The sequence below is a fragment of the Emcibacter sp. genome, from assembly GCF_963675455.1.
Classification (GTDB): Bacteria; Pseudomonadota; Alphaproteobacteria; order Sphingomonadales; family Emcibacteraceae; genus Emcibacter.
Genome location: NZ_OY776217.1, coordinates 3,128,328 through 3,143,996, shown reverse-complemented (window position 1 = coordinate 3,143,996; position 15,669 = coordinate 3,128,328). Strand labels below are relative to the sequence as shown.

The 15,669-nt window shown below is 53.5% G+C and carries 14 protein-coding genes and 1 riboswitch; of the genes, 3 read left to right on the top strand and 11 right to left on the bottom strand.

Annotated elements, in window-relative coordinates; genetic code table 11:
• Positions 1-6: 6 nt before the first annotated feature.
• Both ACORNT_RS14680 and ACORNT_RS14675 read right to left on the bottom strand, forming a co-directional pair.
• Positions 7-543, bottom strand: a complete 537-nt coding sequence (locus ACORNT_RS14680) for a carboxymuconolactone decarboxylase family protein (RefSeq protein ID WP_321392410.1) — start codon at positions 541-543, stop codon at positions 7-9.
• A 105-nt stretch (positions 544-648) separates the two neighbouring features.
• Positions 649-1,188 (bottom strand): peroxiredoxin, encoded by a 540-nt coding sequence (locus ACORNT_RS14675; protein ID WP_321392407.1) that lies wholly within the window; start codon positions 1,186-1,188, stop codon positions 649-651.
• Between the two features lie 260 nt (positions 1,189-1,448).
• Between ACORNT_RS14675 and ACORNT_RS14670 the strand changes: the two genes are divergently transcribed.
• Complete coding sequence (locus ACORNT_RS14670; RefSeq protein WP_321392404.1) at positions 1,449-2,333, top strand: LysR substrate-binding domain-containing protein; 885 nt, start codon at positions 1,449-1,451, stop codon at positions 2,331-2,333.
• Here the strand turns inward: ACORNT_RS14670 and ACORNT_RS14665 are convergent.
• Both ACORNT_RS14665 and ACORNT_RS14660 read right to left on the bottom strand, forming a co-directional pair.
• Entirely contained in the window at positions 2,314-2,823 is a 510-nt protein-coding gene (locus ACORNT_RS14665; protein ID WP_321392400.1) for a methylated-DNA--[protein]-cysteine S-methyltransferase, read from the bottom strand. The two genes, ACORNT_RS14670 and ACORNT_RS14665, sit on opposite strands and share 20 nt — an antisense overlap.
• Positions 2,820-4,301, bottom strand: coding sequence for a DNA-3-methyladenine glycosylase 2 family protein (locus tag ACORNT_RS14660; RefSeq protein ID WP_321392397.1), 1,482 nt, complete (start codon positions 4,299-4,301; stop codon positions 2,820-2,822). Before ACORNT_RS14660 ends, ACORNT_RS14665 begins: the two co-directional genes overlap by 4 nt.
• A gap of 307 nt (positions 4,302-4,608) precedes the next feature.
• Between ACORNT_RS14660 and ACORNT_RS14655 the strand changes: the two genes are divergently transcribed.
• The gene (locus ACORNT_RS14655) at positions 4,609-5,739 is read left to right on the top strand and encodes a DUF2336 domain-containing protein (RefSeq protein ID WP_321392394.1); all 1,131 of its coding nucleotides are present in this window, start codon (positions 4,609-4,611) and stop codon (positions 5,737-5,739) included.
• Between the two features lie 3 nt (positions 5,740-5,742).
• Positions 5,743-7,446: a sensor histidine kinase gene (locus tag ACORNT_RS14650; RefSeq protein WP_321392391.1), complete on the top strand. Its 1,704-nt coding sequence runs from the start codon at positions 5,743-5,745 to the stop codon at positions 7,444-7,446.
• A 16-nt stretch (positions 7,447-7,462) separates the two neighbouring features.
• On the opposite strand, the gene ACORNT_RS14645 is transcribed toward ACORNT_RS14650, so the two are convergent.
• The 7 genes from ACORNT_RS14645 to ACORNT_RS14615 form a co-directional block, all read right to left on the bottom strand.
• The gene (locus ACORNT_RS14645; protein WP_321392389.1) at positions 7,463-7,948 is read right to left on the bottom strand and encodes a hypothetical protein; all 486 of its coding nucleotides are present in this window, start codon (positions 7,946-7,948) and stop codon (positions 7,463-7,465) included.
• Between the two features lie 19 nt (positions 7,949-7,967).
• Positions 7,968-8,741, bottom strand: coding sequence for an NAD kinase (locus ACORNT_RS14640; protein ID WP_321392386.1), 774 nt, complete (start codon positions 8,739-8,741; stop codon positions 7,968-7,970).
• A gap of 9 nt (positions 8,742-8,750) precedes the next feature.
• The gene (gene moaA / locus ACORNT_RS14635; RefSeq protein ID WP_321392383.1) at positions 8,751-9,743 is read right to left on the bottom strand and encodes a GTP 3',8-cyclase MoaA; all 993 of its coding nucleotides are present in this window, start codon (positions 9,741-9,743) and stop codon (positions 8,751-8,753) included.
• A gap of 87 nt (positions 9,744-9,830) precedes the next feature.
• Positions 9,831-10,946, bottom strand: coding sequence for a DUF2336 domain-containing protein (locus ACORNT_RS14630; protein WP_321392379.1), 1,116 nt, complete (start codon positions 10,944-10,946; stop codon positions 9,831-9,833).
• A gap of 256 nt (positions 10,947-11,202) precedes the next feature.
• On the bottom strand, positions 11,203-11,619 hold the full coding sequence (locus ACORNT_RS14625; RefSeq protein WP_321392376.1) for a flagellar basal body rod protein FlgC: 417 nt from the start codon (positions 11,617-11,619) through the stop codon (positions 11,203-11,205).
• A 10-nt stretch (positions 11,620-11,629) separates the two neighbouring features.
• Positions 11,630-11,705: riboswitch (cyclic di-GMP riboswitch) on the bottom strand.
• Positions 11,706-11,814: 109 nt separating this feature from the next.
• On the bottom strand, positions 11,815-15,300 hold the full coding sequence (mfd, locus tag ACORNT_RS14620; protein ID WP_420717575.1) for a transcription-repair coupling factor: 3,486 nt from the start codon (positions 15,298-15,300) through the stop codon (positions 11,815-11,817).
• A gap of 2 nt (positions 15,301-15,302) precedes the next feature.
• Positions 15,303-15,620, bottom strand: a complete 318-nt coding sequence (locus ACORNT_RS14615; RefSeq protein WP_321392371.1) for a succinate dehydrogenase assembly factor 2 — start codon at positions 15,618-15,620, stop codon at positions 15,303-15,305.
• Positions 15,621-15,669 lie beyond the last annotated feature (49 nt).

Below are 15,669 nucleotides of genomic sequence, written 5' to 3'. Positions count from 1 at the left end.
GGGGGGCTAGCTGTAATCTTCAATAACAATCGCCTGGGCAGCCGCATTGATCACGGCGGCGATCCGGATGGTGGATTGAACGCCTACTTTGGATACGCCGGCTTTGACCACTTCGTTGACATGGGCCTCGATACACATGCCGCAGCCGTTGATGGCGCTCACGGCCAGGGAGTAAAGCTCGAAGTCGGCCTTTTCAATGCCCGGCCTGCCGATGACATTCATCCGCAGTTTTGCCGGCATGCCGAGATAGTCTTTGTCACGCACCATATGAGTGAAGCGGTAATAGACATTGTTCATGCCCATGATAGTGGCGGCGGCCTTGGCGGCATTGATTTCTTCTGCTGAGAGCCTGCCTTCCAGTTCGATTGTCAGGGCCTGAATGACGGCCTGGTTTTTGGTAGCATAGGCAGCACTCAGCGCAATACCGTCAATCTGTTTCTGCGTTAAACCTTCCGCGCCTTCTTCCGTCAGGACGGTGGACAGGTTAAGTTTCGTGTCCTTTGCATAGTCGGGCAGGCGGGATTTAATATTTTGTACTGACATTACTATTCCTTTCAACTCTCTTTCTATTGGCGCCTTCTGCGGGCTGTCGGGGAAGAAGATGGCGGAGGCCAGGGGAGGCGGGCCTCCGCCCACTGCGGGAGGGGATTATTCCACAGTGATGGTTTCTTCACCCTGCTGCCAGTTACAGGGGCACAGTTCATCTGTCTGCAGGGCGTCCAGGACCCGCAACACTTCTTTCGGATTGCGACCTACATTCATGTCGGTGACCATGACGAAGCGGATGATGCCGTCCGGGTCGACAATGAAGACGGCGCGCTGGGCGACGCCTGCCTCGGGATCAATGATGCCCAGGGCTTCTGACAGTTCACGTTTCACGTCGGCCAGCATGGGGAACGGAAGATCATTCAGTTCTTCCTTGTGCTGACGCCAGGCGAGGTGGACGAATTCACTGTCGATACTGCCGCCGAGGATCTGGGCGTCGCGATCCTGAAAATCTTCGTTCATTTCACCGAAAGCTGCGATTTCCGTCGGGCAGACGAAGGTAAAGTCTTTCGGCCAGAAGAAGATCACCTGCCATTTGCCGGCATATGTCTCGTTGGTGATCTCGGTAAAGGCGTTGTTCACATCGTTGGAAACAGTGGCCTGTACTTTAAATTCGGGAAGTTTCTGTCCTACACTAATCATGATATATCTCCTGTAAGGCATTGATTAAATTTAAATAGTTTTACAAAGGCATCGGGCCTTGCGCCGGTTTTCGGCTTTTGCATCCAGGGACAAGAGAAGGCAAAAAAGCAGGTACCCGTCGATATCCTCAAGTCTTTCTGTCGGCATCTGCATTCTCCTTGTTGGCTGCTGATGAACTGAAAGTATGTTTTTTCTGTTGATATGTACAATCGATAGTTATTAGTATAACGATAAGAAAAACTGATGATTAGGGCGACGAGATGAATTTACGGGATTTAACCTATCTGGTGGCAGTGGCGGATCACGGTCACTTTGGCCGGGCGGCGGAAGCAAGCTTTGTCAGCCAGCCGGCGCTCAGCATGCAGATCCGAAAACTGGAAGAGTTTCTCGGGGTGCCGCTTTTCGAACGGACCAACAAAAAGGTCATGATTACGGAAGCCGGGCGGGAAGTTGTGGCCAGGGCCAGGGTTATTCTTCAGGAAGTCGACAACATCAGAGAGATAGCCGACAGTTTCCGCGACCCCTATGCTGGTAAAATCCTGCTGGGGGCCTTTCCCACCCTGGCGCCCTATCTGTTGCCGAAAATTATCCCGGCGCTTCATCATCACTATCCGGACCTTGCCCTTTACCTGGTCGAAGAAAAGACCGAGATCCTGACCGAAAAAATCAAGGCGGGGGAGATCGAGGCTGCCCTGCTGGCGGTACCGGTGGAGGAGGACCAGCTGGACTATGAAGAGCTGTTCACCGAAAAATTCCTGCTGGCACTGCCGGAGAGGCACGACCTCGCCCGCCGTAAAAGCATTTCACTGGATGATATCCGGCATGAAAGTTTGTTGTTGCTGGAGGAGGGGCATTGCCTGCGGATGCAGGCGCTCGAAGTCTGCACACTTGTCGGCGCCCGGGAAAATACCGAATTCCGGGCCACCAGCCTGGAAACCCTGCGGCAGATGGTCGCGGCTGATGTGGGCATGACCCTGATGCCTGAATTTGCAGTGAGGGAACAGGAAGGTGTCGTTTACCGTCCCTTTGCCGGTGATGCGCCAAGCCGCACCATCGGGCTTTATTTTCGAAAAAGCAGTGTGCGGAAAAAGCTGGTTCTTGAGATTTCGGAGCTTATACGCAGCCTTATTTCTCCGGAAAGCTGATACCTTCCAGTTCCAGCAGCCGTCGTTTCCGCTCAATCCCTCCGGCATAGCCGGCAAGGCCGCCGTCACTGCCGATTACCCGGTGACAGGGGATGATAATAGCAACGGGGTTTTGACCGTTGGCGGTCCCCACGGCCCGGACGGCCTTTGGATTGCCGACTGCTGCGGCAAGGTCTTTATAGGACCAGGTTTCACCCGCCGGTATGGTTCTGAGGGCCTGCCAGACCCTGCTCTGGAACGGGGTGCCTGAAATCTCCACCTCAATATCGTTAAAACTGTCCATATTGCCTGAAAAATAACGATCAAGCCTGTCCCGCAGAAATGTATTTTTCTGCTCAGTCAGGTCGTAACTATCATGTCGTTTGGCGAGCAGACGGTGCATCCTGTCTTCAAACTCCTCGAAATCCAGGGCGCAGAGTTTGTCCCTATTGCTGATGGCAAAGATTATGCCGACCGGGCTTTTGATATGGTCGATGGTAAGTTGGGTCATTTGTGTGTTTCCTGTGTGAGGGAAGACCAGAGATACATGGTGGCATAGGCCCGGAAGGGACGCCAGTTCTCGGCAATCTGCAGCATTTCGAGGCGTGCTTTTTTGCTCTCCTGCAGGTCGAGGGCCTTGATCAGGCCGAGGTCGCTGACCGGGAAGGCGTCAGGTTCCCTCAGGCCGCGCATGGCAATATAGTTGGCTGTCCAGGGACCAATGCCTTTCAGGGCGCAAAGGCTCTGGATAAGTTCATCCAGTTGTGACGGACGAAACAGAAAGTCCGGATCATCCGCCACCTTGGCGGAAAACAGTTTCAGAACATCCTGTCTGCTTTTGGGGATACCGATATCGGACAGGTCTGCGCCTGCAACGTCCTCCGGTCGCGGAAAAATCAAGGACAGGTTGGCTGGCGCACCAACAAGCGGCCGGCCCAGTTTCCGGACCAGGCGACTGGTCAGGGTGGTGCCCCCCTCCACGCTGACCTGCTGGCCGAGAATCGCCCGGATGGACAGTTCAAAAGGGTCCCAGCATCCGGGTATCCTGATGCCCGGGTTACGGCTGACGGTGTCGTCAAGCCGGGGGTCCTGCCGGAGATAGTCGTTGACGCTCTGGATGTTGCAATCCAGATCGAAAAGCTGGCGGATACGGCCGACGATGGGGGCCAGATGAGAGATTTCCGGATAGAAAATGCTGATCCTGAAGGCGGATTGATCGGGTAGATGTTTGGCGGTGAAATATCCGCCCCGGCCGTTCAGTTCAAAGGATCTTTGATAGGATGTATCGGTTATATTTTCGATATTTTTCAGGGTTCTGCCTTTGAAATAGTTTCTGATCCAGAACCAGCTGTAGGGCGGTGTATATCTCAGTGTAAGCTGCAGTCCGCCGTCTTCTCCTGTATCGGATTGTTTACCACGCCGCATATCCCGGGGGGCTTTTTTGTAACAGGTATGGAAGGCGTCGTTAAAGCGACGCAAGCTGTTATAACCGGCTGCCAGGGCAACTTCCGTCAGGGGCAGGGAGGTTTCCGTTATCAGTTGTTTGGCAAACAGCAATCGCCGGGTATCTGCGATTTCCTTGGGAGAAGCACCCAGATGCTGGTCAAAAAGTCGGCGGAGATGGCGACTGCCAAGGCCTACCCTGTCGGCCAGATCCTCGACCGAGCCTTCATTGAGGGCGCCGTCATTGATCATGCGCAGGGCCTTTGTCACTGTACTTGCTGTGCCCCGCCATCCGGGGAGTTCCGGGGATACCTCCGGCCGGCACCGCAGACAGGGGCGAAAACCGGCGGCCATGGCGGCGCCGGCACTTGGCAGGAACGAGCAGTTTTCCTTCTTGGGCGGTCTGGCCGGACACACTGGCCGACAGAAAATACCGGTGGTCATCACCGCTGTGAAGAACTTCCCGTCGTACCGTTTATCCCGACTCAGCAGAGCCTGGTAACATTGGTCCCGATCCATCGAAATATGACTGTTTTCTCTGTTCATGCCAGAAACCTAACATAACTTGTGGATTAAACTCGCCATTTTCGGACATGAATCATAAAAATATCCTGTGAAATTGGTCAAATCACGCCTTTGCCGCTTTCAACCGCCCGGTATTTCTTATATTTTGTATTTCACGATTGTAGGAAGAAGATAATGAATTACAGTGATTTATTAGCTTTTCTTTAGAGGAATTTTTAGGGTTTCTTAACGATCACGACTTAAAAAGGGGGGATACAAGAGTTTTGGTCGTCAAGGCCCGGAAAAGTCGGATAAACAATTAACAGGAAGTGTAGGCAGCTGAACCAATATGGGCGCACTGGATAAGGGGTATAAAGCGGACGAGTTAATCAGACTCGCAGCCAACAAGTCGGTATCTGCACGCAATGAGCTTGTGGAAAACATTACTGACTTGTTTTTGAGCCCCGGCGGCCGACTGAATGAGCACGAACGTGCGCTCATGAATGACATCCTTTCCAAGCTTATTCTCAATGTTGAACATCATGTCCGCAAGGAACTGGCCCGGCGTCTGGCGGAGTCTGTCGACCTGTCCGGTGAACTGGTTTCGATGCTCGCCAATGACAAGATTGATGTCGCCCGGCCTCTGCTCGAAAAGAACCCCCTTTTGCATGATGCACAGCTGATCGAGGTCATCAGGAACCGTACCGATGCGCACAGACTGGCTATTGCCGTCAGGGAATTTGTGAGCGCGGATGTGAGTGATGAATTGATCGAGCATGGCAATGAAGATGTTGTCGAGGCGCTGATCAATAACGGAAGTGCGGAAATTTCCGAAGCGTCCCTTGAGTATCTGGTGGCAGAATCGAAAAGCTTCGACCGTTTCCAGGAACCTCTTCTCGGCCGGCAGGACCTGCCACCCGCTCTGGCTTATCGGATGTACTGGTGGGTATCGGCTGCCTTGCGTCGTCGCATCGTCAAGGAATTTGATGTTGATGAAACGCTGCTGGATGATGCCATCGAGATGGCAACCAAACATTCTCTTCAGCAGACCGGTGAAGAAGACGGCGTCATGGACAAGGCTCTGAAGCTGGCGCGCAAGCTGGATGAAGAAGACAGGCTGAATGCGACATTTATTCTTCAGTCGATGAGGCAGGAAAAAGTCAATCTGGCTGTGGCCGGTCTGTCACAGATGGCCGGTCTTAATGTCAAAATTGTCTGGCGGGCTTTCCGGGAAAGAACCGGGGAAAGCCTTGCCGTCATTGCAAAATCTATCGGGCTTAGTAAAGAGGAATTCACCTCGTTGTTTCTGTTGGTTATGCAGACCCGTTCTGGCGGAAAGGCCCGGGCGACCAGTCTGCTGAAGTCAATACTTACCATGTATAACGATATAAAAGCGGCCAATGCAAAGGCGGCGGTAAGACACTGGCAGCGCGATCTTGGATATCAGGATGCGCTGACGGACATGAAAGAGGCAATATAAGTCATGCACGGAAAATCAGAATTTTATCATGACGCAGGGGATGATAGTCTGACGGGGGCACCCACCAGTCAGACAATTGTGCCACTGGAAACTCTTGAAAAGCTGCGACGCGGGAAACAGAGTGAGGGCAAAAAGGGAGTGTCTTCCCGTCTGTTGGCCCAGGTCAGAACGCTGATCGACCGGATGAATATCGACGATGCCGTCCCCCTCTATGTTGCTTCTGTCGAGGGAGAACTGGTTTACGTCAATGACAGATATCGCGAACTTGTCAGTACCTGTTCTGTGTCAGGACGGGGCAACAACCAGACGGAAAACAGAACTCTGCCGTCGAGTCTGGTTGCCATTCTGAATGAAGTACAGCTGACCAGACAGACGATGGTATCGGAAGAACAGATCCTGGTTCAGAAGGAGGTCCGCTACTACAGATCGCGACATTTCCCCATTTGTGATGATCAGGGGTATGTTATCGCTGTCGGCGGCACTTATGTTGACTGTACGCAGCAGAAAAAACAGGAACGCAACGAAAACCTTATGCAGCAGAGGTTCCGGGATTTTGCCCGGGCGACATCTGACTGGTACTGGGAAGTTGATCGGGATTACCGGATAACCTTTGTCTCCGAACGCCTGACGTCTCTGACCGGCTTGCCGGCCTTCATGATGAACGGCAAACGGTTTGAACAGATCGGAACCCTGAAAAAAGATATAGACGGCGAGGAAATCATCTGTGACGATTTCCTCGACCTTTACAAGCCGTTCCGGGACTATCTTCTTGTGATCGAAGACCAGGACGGTGAAGAAGTTTATATACATCTGAGCGGCGTTCCTTTGTTTGACAGTGAAACTGGCGCATTTCAGGGTTACCGCGGCGCCGGCATGGATGTTACGGTCAACTACAGGGCCCGGATGGAGACCCTGGCTGTTCAGAAATCTCTGGAAAACACCCTTGAGGAACTGACCAACAAGAATATCCAGCTTGATATGGCTTCTGCCGAGGCCGAGGCCTCGCTTAATGCCAAGAGCGAGTTTCTTGCCGCCATGAGTCATGAGCTGCGTACGCCGCTGAATGCGATTATCGGTTTTGCCGAGGCGATGAATCTCGAAGTCTTCGGCGATCTCAATCCCCAGTATGTTTCCTACAGCACGGATATTATGAATGCCGGCAAGCACCTGCTTGAACTGATCAATGATGTTCTCGATGTGGCGGTCCTGGAAAGCGGAAAACTGTCCCTGGAACTGACGCCGACTTCTCTGGCGGATATTATAGTGAAAGCCCTGAACCTGACTATTTTGCGGGCCAACAGCAAATATCTCGACACCAGCAACGTCAAAATCACTCAGGATTACACGGTCAATGTTGATGAGCGCCGGGCGACGCAGATTTTTGTGAATCTGTTGAGCAATGCGGTGAAATTTACACCGGAATATGGCGAAATCGGCATACAGGTCAAGAAACTGGATCGCAATCATGTAGCTGTGACCGTCTGGGATACCGGTATCGGCATTCCGCAGAACCAGCAGGATCTGGTCTTCGAGAAATTCCACCAGGCGACCGACAATATCTATTCCCGCAAGGAAGAAGGCACAGGACTGGGGCTGCATATTTCCCGGCACCTGGCCCAGCAGATGGGCGGAGATATCAGACTGTACAGTGTGGTGAACGAGGGATCTGAATTTACAGTGATTCTGCCGATCGCCCAAACAGACTGACTTTGCTGGTCTGTATCTAACAGGCCATTTTATCGATCATTTTACCAAGCCCTGACAGAAGCTCCCGATTGACCGGGGCCGTTTCATCCATATCGCCACTGGACAGAATGATCTGGATGGCCTGGACGTGGGCATTCAGGCCGGTAATAAAATCATTATGGTCCTGGCCGCACTTGTCCAGCATGTCACAAAGAGAGGCGCAGACTTTTCCGATCAGGTCATAGCCGATTGTTCCGGCCAGGCCCTTGGTCTCAAAGGCCTTGTTATAGAGTTCGGTGTCCTCGGGTTTTTCCACAGGAAAGTCTTCCAGGTAACTGTGCAGGGCATGGTTCAGTTTTTTCAGGTCCTGCAGCATATTGTCCGCAATCATTCCCTGGATACCGGCTACCGACCTGTTGGCCCGCTCAATGGCCTGCCAGTCGATGCCTGTTATTTTCCCGCCCATTTTTTTCAGCAGGTTGTTAGGTGGCGTGACAATCTTTTGCTTCCCCGTCGCCGTCACTTTGTTATCCCCTTTTCCCTCAGTTGATGAACTGTTCGTTCAGGATACGCTCTTCCAGCGTATGTTCCTTGTCAAAAAGCAAAGTAATTTCAATTGACTTGTCCTGTTCAATAGTAACACTGGCCACATCACGGACTTCCTGGATGTCGGCAACCGCACTGACTGGTCTTTTTCCTGGATGAATGATTTCAAAACGGATTTTGGCCTTTTGCGGTAAAAGCGCCCCGCGCCACCTTCTGGGCCGGAAGGCGCTGATCGGCGTCAGGGCGACCACATCTGAGCCAAGCGGAATGATCGGGCCGTGGGCAGACAGGTTATAGGCGGTGCTGCCTGCCGGAGTGGCGACAAGAACACCATCACAGACAAGTTCGTCCATGCGTTCCTTTTCATCAACAAATATCTTGATCTTGGCCGTCTGGCGTGTTTCCCGAAGAAGGGAAACCTCGTTGATGGCCAGCGCCGTGTGGGATTCTCCGGACGTCGTTATTGCCGACATTTTCAAGGGGTGAAAGCAATAGGATTCTGCCTGCCTGATCCGTTTGACCAGATTTCCGACACCGAATTTGTTCATCAAAAAACCGACAGTCCCGCAGTTCATCCCGAATATTGGCGTGTCATTATGCAGAAGGTCGTGCATCAGGTGGAGCATATAACCGTCACCGCCAAGGGCGACAATCACATCAGCCTCTTCGACCGGTACGAACTTGTAGAACTCCCTGAGTTTTTCAGCGGAAGAAATAGCCGTTTCAGTATCGCTGTTTACCAAGGCAAGTTTCAGGTCATTTTTGGTCATTTTATCCACTTATCCACCAGTCATGCTCATATGACGTTGCAGCGTCGGCCGGTTGTGATCCGGATCAATGGTGAAATAATGCCTTTCGGGCTTGCTGGACACAGCGGAGATAATGGCATTTTCCAATGCCTGCCGGTCTCCCTGATGATTCCGTATAACCTGCCTCAGGTCAACATTGTCCTCATGTCCCAGACACATGTAAAGCTCACCCGTGCAGGTGACCCGGATTCTGTTGCAGCTGTCACAGAAATTGTGACTCATCGGGGTAATCAGGCCAAGCTTTCGGCCGGTTTCCCCGACAGTGTAATAGCGTGCAGGACCGCCGGTCCGGAAGTCACTTTCTGTCAGGGTCCAATTGTCGGAAAGCTTGTCGCGGACTTTTTGCAGGGAGAGATACTGGTCGTGGCGATTGACGTCGATTTCACCCAGCGGCATTGTTTCGATCAGGGTCAGATCCATATTATTTTTGCCGCACCAGCCAAGCATGCTTTCTATTTCATCGTCATTAACGCCCTTCAGGGCCACCATGTTGATTTTGACGGAAAGTCCGGCATCCTGTGCGGCCCGGATACCCTGCAACACCTTGTCAAGCTGGCCCCAGCGGGTGATATGGCGAAATTTTGCCTCATCAAGCGTATCCAGGGAAACATTTATCCGGCGCATGCCGGCCCGGTAAAGGTCTGCGGCATATTTCTCAAGCTGGCTGCCGTTGGTGGTCAGGGTCAGTTCATCAAGTATGCCATCCTGTACATATCTGCCGAGATTATTGACCAGAGACATGATGTTCTTGCGGACCAGGGGTTCCCCGCCGGTGAGGCGGATCTTGCGGACCCCTTTGCTGATGAAGGCAGTACACAGGACTTCCAGCTCTTCCAGGCTCAGTACCTCGGCTTTTGGCAGGAACTGCATATTTTCCGCCATACAATACTGGCACCGGAAATCGCAGCGGTCAGTCACCGACAGCCGCAAATAAGTGATATGACGTCCGAATGGATCGATCATCGGGATTCCAGTACTCCGTTTTATATGTTTATTGATGCTTTTATAAACACATAAAACGCATTAATCCATTCAAGAATCGGTGAGGGGTCAGAACAGGCGTGTCTTTGTGGCGTCCTGGACCCAGCTGTGCAGGGTCAGTTGGGCCCGTCTCGGGTCCATATTGTTAAAGCGGTCATAGGCCCGGTCGATTTCTTCCTGGCTAAGTTTGCTTTCCATGTCGCGGGCTTCCCGGGTCATGCGATAGATGGTCAGGAAGACACTACGATCGATATTGATAGCTCGGCAGGCAATGGCCAGGGCTTCCGATCCCCGGTCGTAAAGGATGGAACTCATAATATCCTTTGGAATATTAGCGAGTTTGGCAAATCCGAGTTCAAACAGGGAAACCTGTCCCTGGCCCAGGGATTTCATCAGGAAAGACGGGCTCAGTTTTCCTGCCGTGCTCAGTTTCTCGATCAGGTTTTCCTCTGCACCGACCTGGTTGGCAAGTGTTTCATTTTCATCCCGGATATCTTCGAGCGTACCGCTGACGATCTCGTTGATATCGCTCTCGGACATGGAATGGGTTTGAAGAATAACTTCTTTCAGTGAATCCGAGACCCATTCGTACATTTGTGCACAGAGTTCCCGAGGCAGGTCTTCCCGCTTTATCAACGGTGCCTGGATATCCTCCCGACCACGGGCCTTTTCAACAAGTCCGGCCAGGGTGTCGTTATCAATCCTGGCGTCCCGGTTGGAAAGCAGGGAGACGACCACCTTGTCGTTGCCGGTCGTCACCAGTTCCCTGCAGACGGCTGAGGAAAGATGTCTTCGGGCTGTGATGCTGAGCTGGTGCTGAATTGTCTTGTGCCGGATGATTTTGATCAGATTATTATCGTCCAGAAGCTTGCTCAGCATAAGGACGGGACGGGCGACTTCTATTTCGTCATTGGCGAGCAGGATAATCAGGTCGACCGACGTATCCAGTCTTGTGGCAAGCCGTTCGGCCAGCTTTTTGCGAACATCCATTTCCACATGATGGAACAGAGTGCCGAGAATATCGGACATGAGGGAGAGTTCCCGGGTGGAAAGGTCGTGATGACGCCGTTCCAGCAGGTCAGCAATGGCCTGGAAAAGTTCCGTCCTGCCGGATATGGACTTTTCGTGTGCCAGTTGTATGAGACCTGTGACCTCCCCGTCCAGATTTCCATTGAAGCTCGCCATATTTTCTACTCTGATACTTTTTTAGTAAAATTTTACAAGTTTCCGCCGAGACCCGTCCAAAAATTTCGTTAACTATAAGACACAATAGTAAACAAACTCTTGACTATGCAACAGTTAACTTTGTTTTTGTGATGCATAGCAATAGGTTGGCTGTATAAGTGAAGTGATTATATGCTATATGTCAGAGTAATTTCTGGCGCCGTTGGATAAGTGCCGATGTAAAAAATCAGGCGGTTGGGTGACCTTGGAGGTACACTTAAAACCGGTCCAGGAAATCCTGTTCGGTTTCGGCCAGGGTGGACAGCACCTTGGCGTTGGCCTTGTAGGCGTTGGACGCCTTGATCATTTCACCCACCTCGACGAACTCATTGACATTGGGAACGGCCACATAGCCTTCTTCGTTTGCCATTGGATCATCGGGAGAATAGGCGGTCAGGCTGGCTGGATTGACCGGAATGTTGTAACTCATCACCCCGCCGTATTTATTACTGCTCTGCTCATGCCTCAGCGGCGTATAGGCTTTGCTGCCCAGTGCTGCGGCAGTGGTATTTGCCGCAAAAGTGCCTTTTGGGGTGGAAGTCGTGCGGGAATTGGCAATGTTGCTTGCTGCAACATTGAGCTTTGATGTCGACGCCAGAAGCCCTGAAAGACTGGTGTTTATTGCGTTTATCATCACTAATCCCTGTGGTAACTCCGCTGTCCTTTTCAGGACCGGTGGTTTTGCGTCCCGACGTTGCCGCCGGTTTGCCTTTATCGGGAAAACCCCCTTTTTCCTGACAATAGACTGCCACAGGTGATTTAATAATCCTTTAAAGAATAGGGTTAATTTTAGGCAATTATGGCAAGGGTCAGAAATTAACTTCTCGGGTCAGCTTTTCGCGATTTTGGCCAACGCCCGGGCTAGGTTGAGGGTGCCTTTAAGCCGGCTTTCGATTTTTTCCCACTTGCGCACATACACCAGCCGGTGATCGGGGCGCAGCTTGGCCACGGCGGTCTGGTTGGAGATAAAGTCGATCAGGCCCGCCGGATTGGCAAATCGATCATTACGGAACGACAGGATTGCGCCCTTGGGGCCGGTCTCGATTTTCTCAACACCGGCTTCCCGGCAGTAATGTTTGATCAGGATGACCTTGAGCAGATGCTCCACTTCCTCGGGCAGGGGACCGAAGCGGTCGATCAGCTCCGCACCGAAGGCATCGATATCCTGTTTGTCGGTCAGGTCGGCCAGGCGCCGGTATAGCGACATGCGCAGATTGAGGTCGGGGATATATTTTTCCGGGATCAGCACCGCGGCGCCCACATTGATCTGTGGCGACCAGCTGTGGTCTTCCGCTTCACCGTCGCCCCCTTTGGCCTGGGCGACCGCTTCCTCCAGCATCTGCTGGTAGAGTTCCAGACCAACTTCCTTGATGTGACCGGACTGTTCCTCGCCCAAAAGATTACCGGCGCCGCGAATGTCCATGTCATGGCTGGCGATGGTAAAGCCGGCGCCAAGGGTATCCAGGGCCTGCAATACCTGCAGGCGCTTTTCCGCATTGGCGGTGGGGATGCGCCGGGGCGGCAGGGTAAGGTAGGCATAGGCCCGGATTTTCGAGCGCCCGACCCGGCCGCGAAGCTGATACAATTGTGACAGGCCGAACATATCGGCCCGGTGAATGATCATGGTATTGGCCGTCGGGATATCGAGGCCTGATTCGACGATGGTGGTGCTGAGCAACACATCATATTTACCTTCGTAAAAGGCATGCATGATGTCCTCGATCTCTGCCGGCGGCATTTGACCGTGGGCGATGACGAACTTCACTTCCGGCACATGTTCCTTCAGGAAGTCGGCAATTTCCTTGAGATCGGCAACCCGCGGGCAGACATAGAAACTCTGGCCGCCCCGGTAATGTTCCCTTAGTAATGCTTCCCGCACCACAAGGCTGTCCATGGGCAGGATGAAGGTGCGCACCGCCAGCCGGTCCACCGGAGGGGTGGCAATCAGGCTGAGGCCGCGCATGCCGCTCATGGCCATCTGCAGGGTGCGGGGGATCGGGGTCGCGGTCAGGGTCAGTACATGCACGTCGTGACGCAGTTTCTTCAGGCGTTCCTTATGGGTAACGCCGAAATGCTGTTCCTCATCAATAACCAGCAGGCCGAGATTGCGGAAATGAATATTCTTCCCCAGCAGGGCATGAGTACCGATGACAATTTCGCAGGTGCCTTTGCTCAGTTCTTCCCGGGTCAGCTTCTGTTCCTTGGTCGGGACCAGCCGCGACAAATGACCGATTTTGACCGGCAGGCCGCGGAAACGATCGGTAAAATTCTTGTAATGCTGGCGGGCAAGCAGGGTGGTGGGGGCGACTATCGCCACCTGGAAACCGGCCATGGCGGCAAGGAACGCCGCCCGCAGGGCGACTTCTGTTTTGCCGAAACCGACATCGCCGCAGACCAGCCGGTCCATGGGACGACCGGAGCCGAGATCGTCGATCACATCCTGAATGGCGCGAAGCTGGTCATCGGTTTCATTGTAGGGGAAGCGGGCGCAGAATTCCTCATAAAGCCCGTCAGGCGGGGTGATCACGGCCCCTTTGCGCATTTCCCGTTCGGCCGCCAGCTTGATCAGTTCATCGGCCATTTCCAGAAGTTTTTTCTTGAGCCGGGCCTTCTTGCCCTGCCAGGCGGTACCGCCAAGCTTGTCCAGCTGTGAGTCCGGGCCTTCCGAGGAATAGCGGCTCAGAACCTCGATATTTTCCACCGGCACATAGAGCTTGTCGCCGCCGTAGTAGGTCAGCATCACGCAGTCATGGGCCGCGCCGCCCACGTCCAGGGTCTTCAGGCCTTCGTACCGGCCCACGCCATGATCCATATGAATGACCAGGTCGCCGGGGGTCAGGGCCGAGGCTTCGGTCAGGAAATTTTCGGCCTTGCGGGAGCGGCGCGCCTTGCGGATCAGCCGGTCGCCGAGAATATCCTGTTCTGCGACAACGGCCAGCTTGTCGGTTTCGAACCCATGTTCCAGCGGCAGGATGACCAGGCCGAGCGCATCCTGCGGCAGGTCGTCCACATCGTTCCAGTGGTCCAGCAGCCTATGCCGGGCCATGCCGTGGTCTTTCAAAACCCCGGAAAGCCGGTCGCGGGCGCCAACACTGTAACTGGCGATCAGCACCTTTTTCCCGTTCTGGATCAGGGAGACGGTGTGCTGGCGCAGCGCGTCATAGATATTGATATCCCGGTTGTTGCGCTCCGGTGCAAAATCCCGCCCGATGCGGCCCTTCAGGTCCAGGTGGTCAATATCCGGCGGCGAGCCGTAGGGGGAAAACCGGTGAATGCAGCGATCTTCGCTAAATGTCTGCCATTCTTCCGTACTCAGATAGAGTTGCGCCGCCGGCAGGGGCTTGTAGACACTTGCGGTCTGGCTGCCGGCAGGACGGTTTTTTAGGTCGTTATGCCGCGCCTGGTAATAGTCCTGCACCGCAGTCACCCGGTCGTCAAAGGCTTCCTGGCCCAGATGATCCATACTGACCGGACAGTCGGGCAGGTAATCGAACAGGGTTTCCAGCTTTTCATGGAACAGGGGCAGCCAATGTTCCATACCCTGGTGCTTGCGGCCCTCAGTCACCGCTTCATATAGGGGGTCGTCATCCAGCACGGTGCCGAATTCCGCCACGTAGCGGGCGCGGAACCGCCGGATCGAATCTTCATCCAGAAAAACCTCGCTCATGGGCACCAGTGAAACCTGGTTGATCTTCTCGCCGGAGCGCTGGCTCAGGGCATCAAATTCCCTGATTACATCCACTTCGTCGCCAAACAGGTCGATACGGACGGGATTTTCAAAACCGGGCGGAAAAATATCCACCAGACCGCCGCGGACGGCAAAATCCCCGTGTTCCATCACCGAACTGGAGCGGCTGTAGCCGTTCAGAGCCAGAAAGGCGGTTAATTTATCAATGTCAAGAAGGCTGCCGGGACTGATCAGGAAGGAACTGTCCTGCATAATCCGTCGTTCCGGCAGGCGCTGGCTGGCGGCGTTGACCGAGGTCAGCACCAGAATCTTGTCTTTGCCAGTGCCCTTTTTGTGGCGGGCAAGGCGGCTCAGGCTCATCATCCGTTCGGCAACGATTTCGTGATTGGGGGAGACCCGGTCATAGGGCAGGCAGTCCCAGGCCGGAAACTGCAGAATTTCGATTTCAGGGGCAAAACAGCCGACCAGTTCGGCCATATTGACGAGCCGGCCATCGTCCCGGGCGATATGCATGAATATCTCCCGGTCTGACTCTTCAATGGTTTGCGCCAGGAACAACGCATCCATGCCTTCCGGCGTGTTGCTGATCAGAAGAGGAACTTCGGCGTCGATGAACTGGTCGAGGATATTCACTTGACGATCTTGAGGTAATCGATGCTTCTGAGGAGCTGCATGATTTCGTGATTGAGGTGTTCAGGAGGTTCCCGGTCTGACGTGATCCAGGCCACCAGATCGCTGTCTGCTTCCCGCAGCAGGTCTTCATAGAGATCAAGCTGATCCGGGTTCAGGGTGTCCAGGTGGCTGTCCGCAAAATTGCCCAGAAGCAGGTCCGCTTCCTTGATCCCGCGATGCCAGCTTCTGAATTTCAGCCGCTTCCGGCGGATCTCGATGCTCTCGTTTCTGTCTATTTCCGGTTCGATAAAACCCGGGGCGTCAAATCGGCTCATGATCTTTTCTGTCTGTTTTGGGATTCTGTTTTTGATATCCCGTGTACTT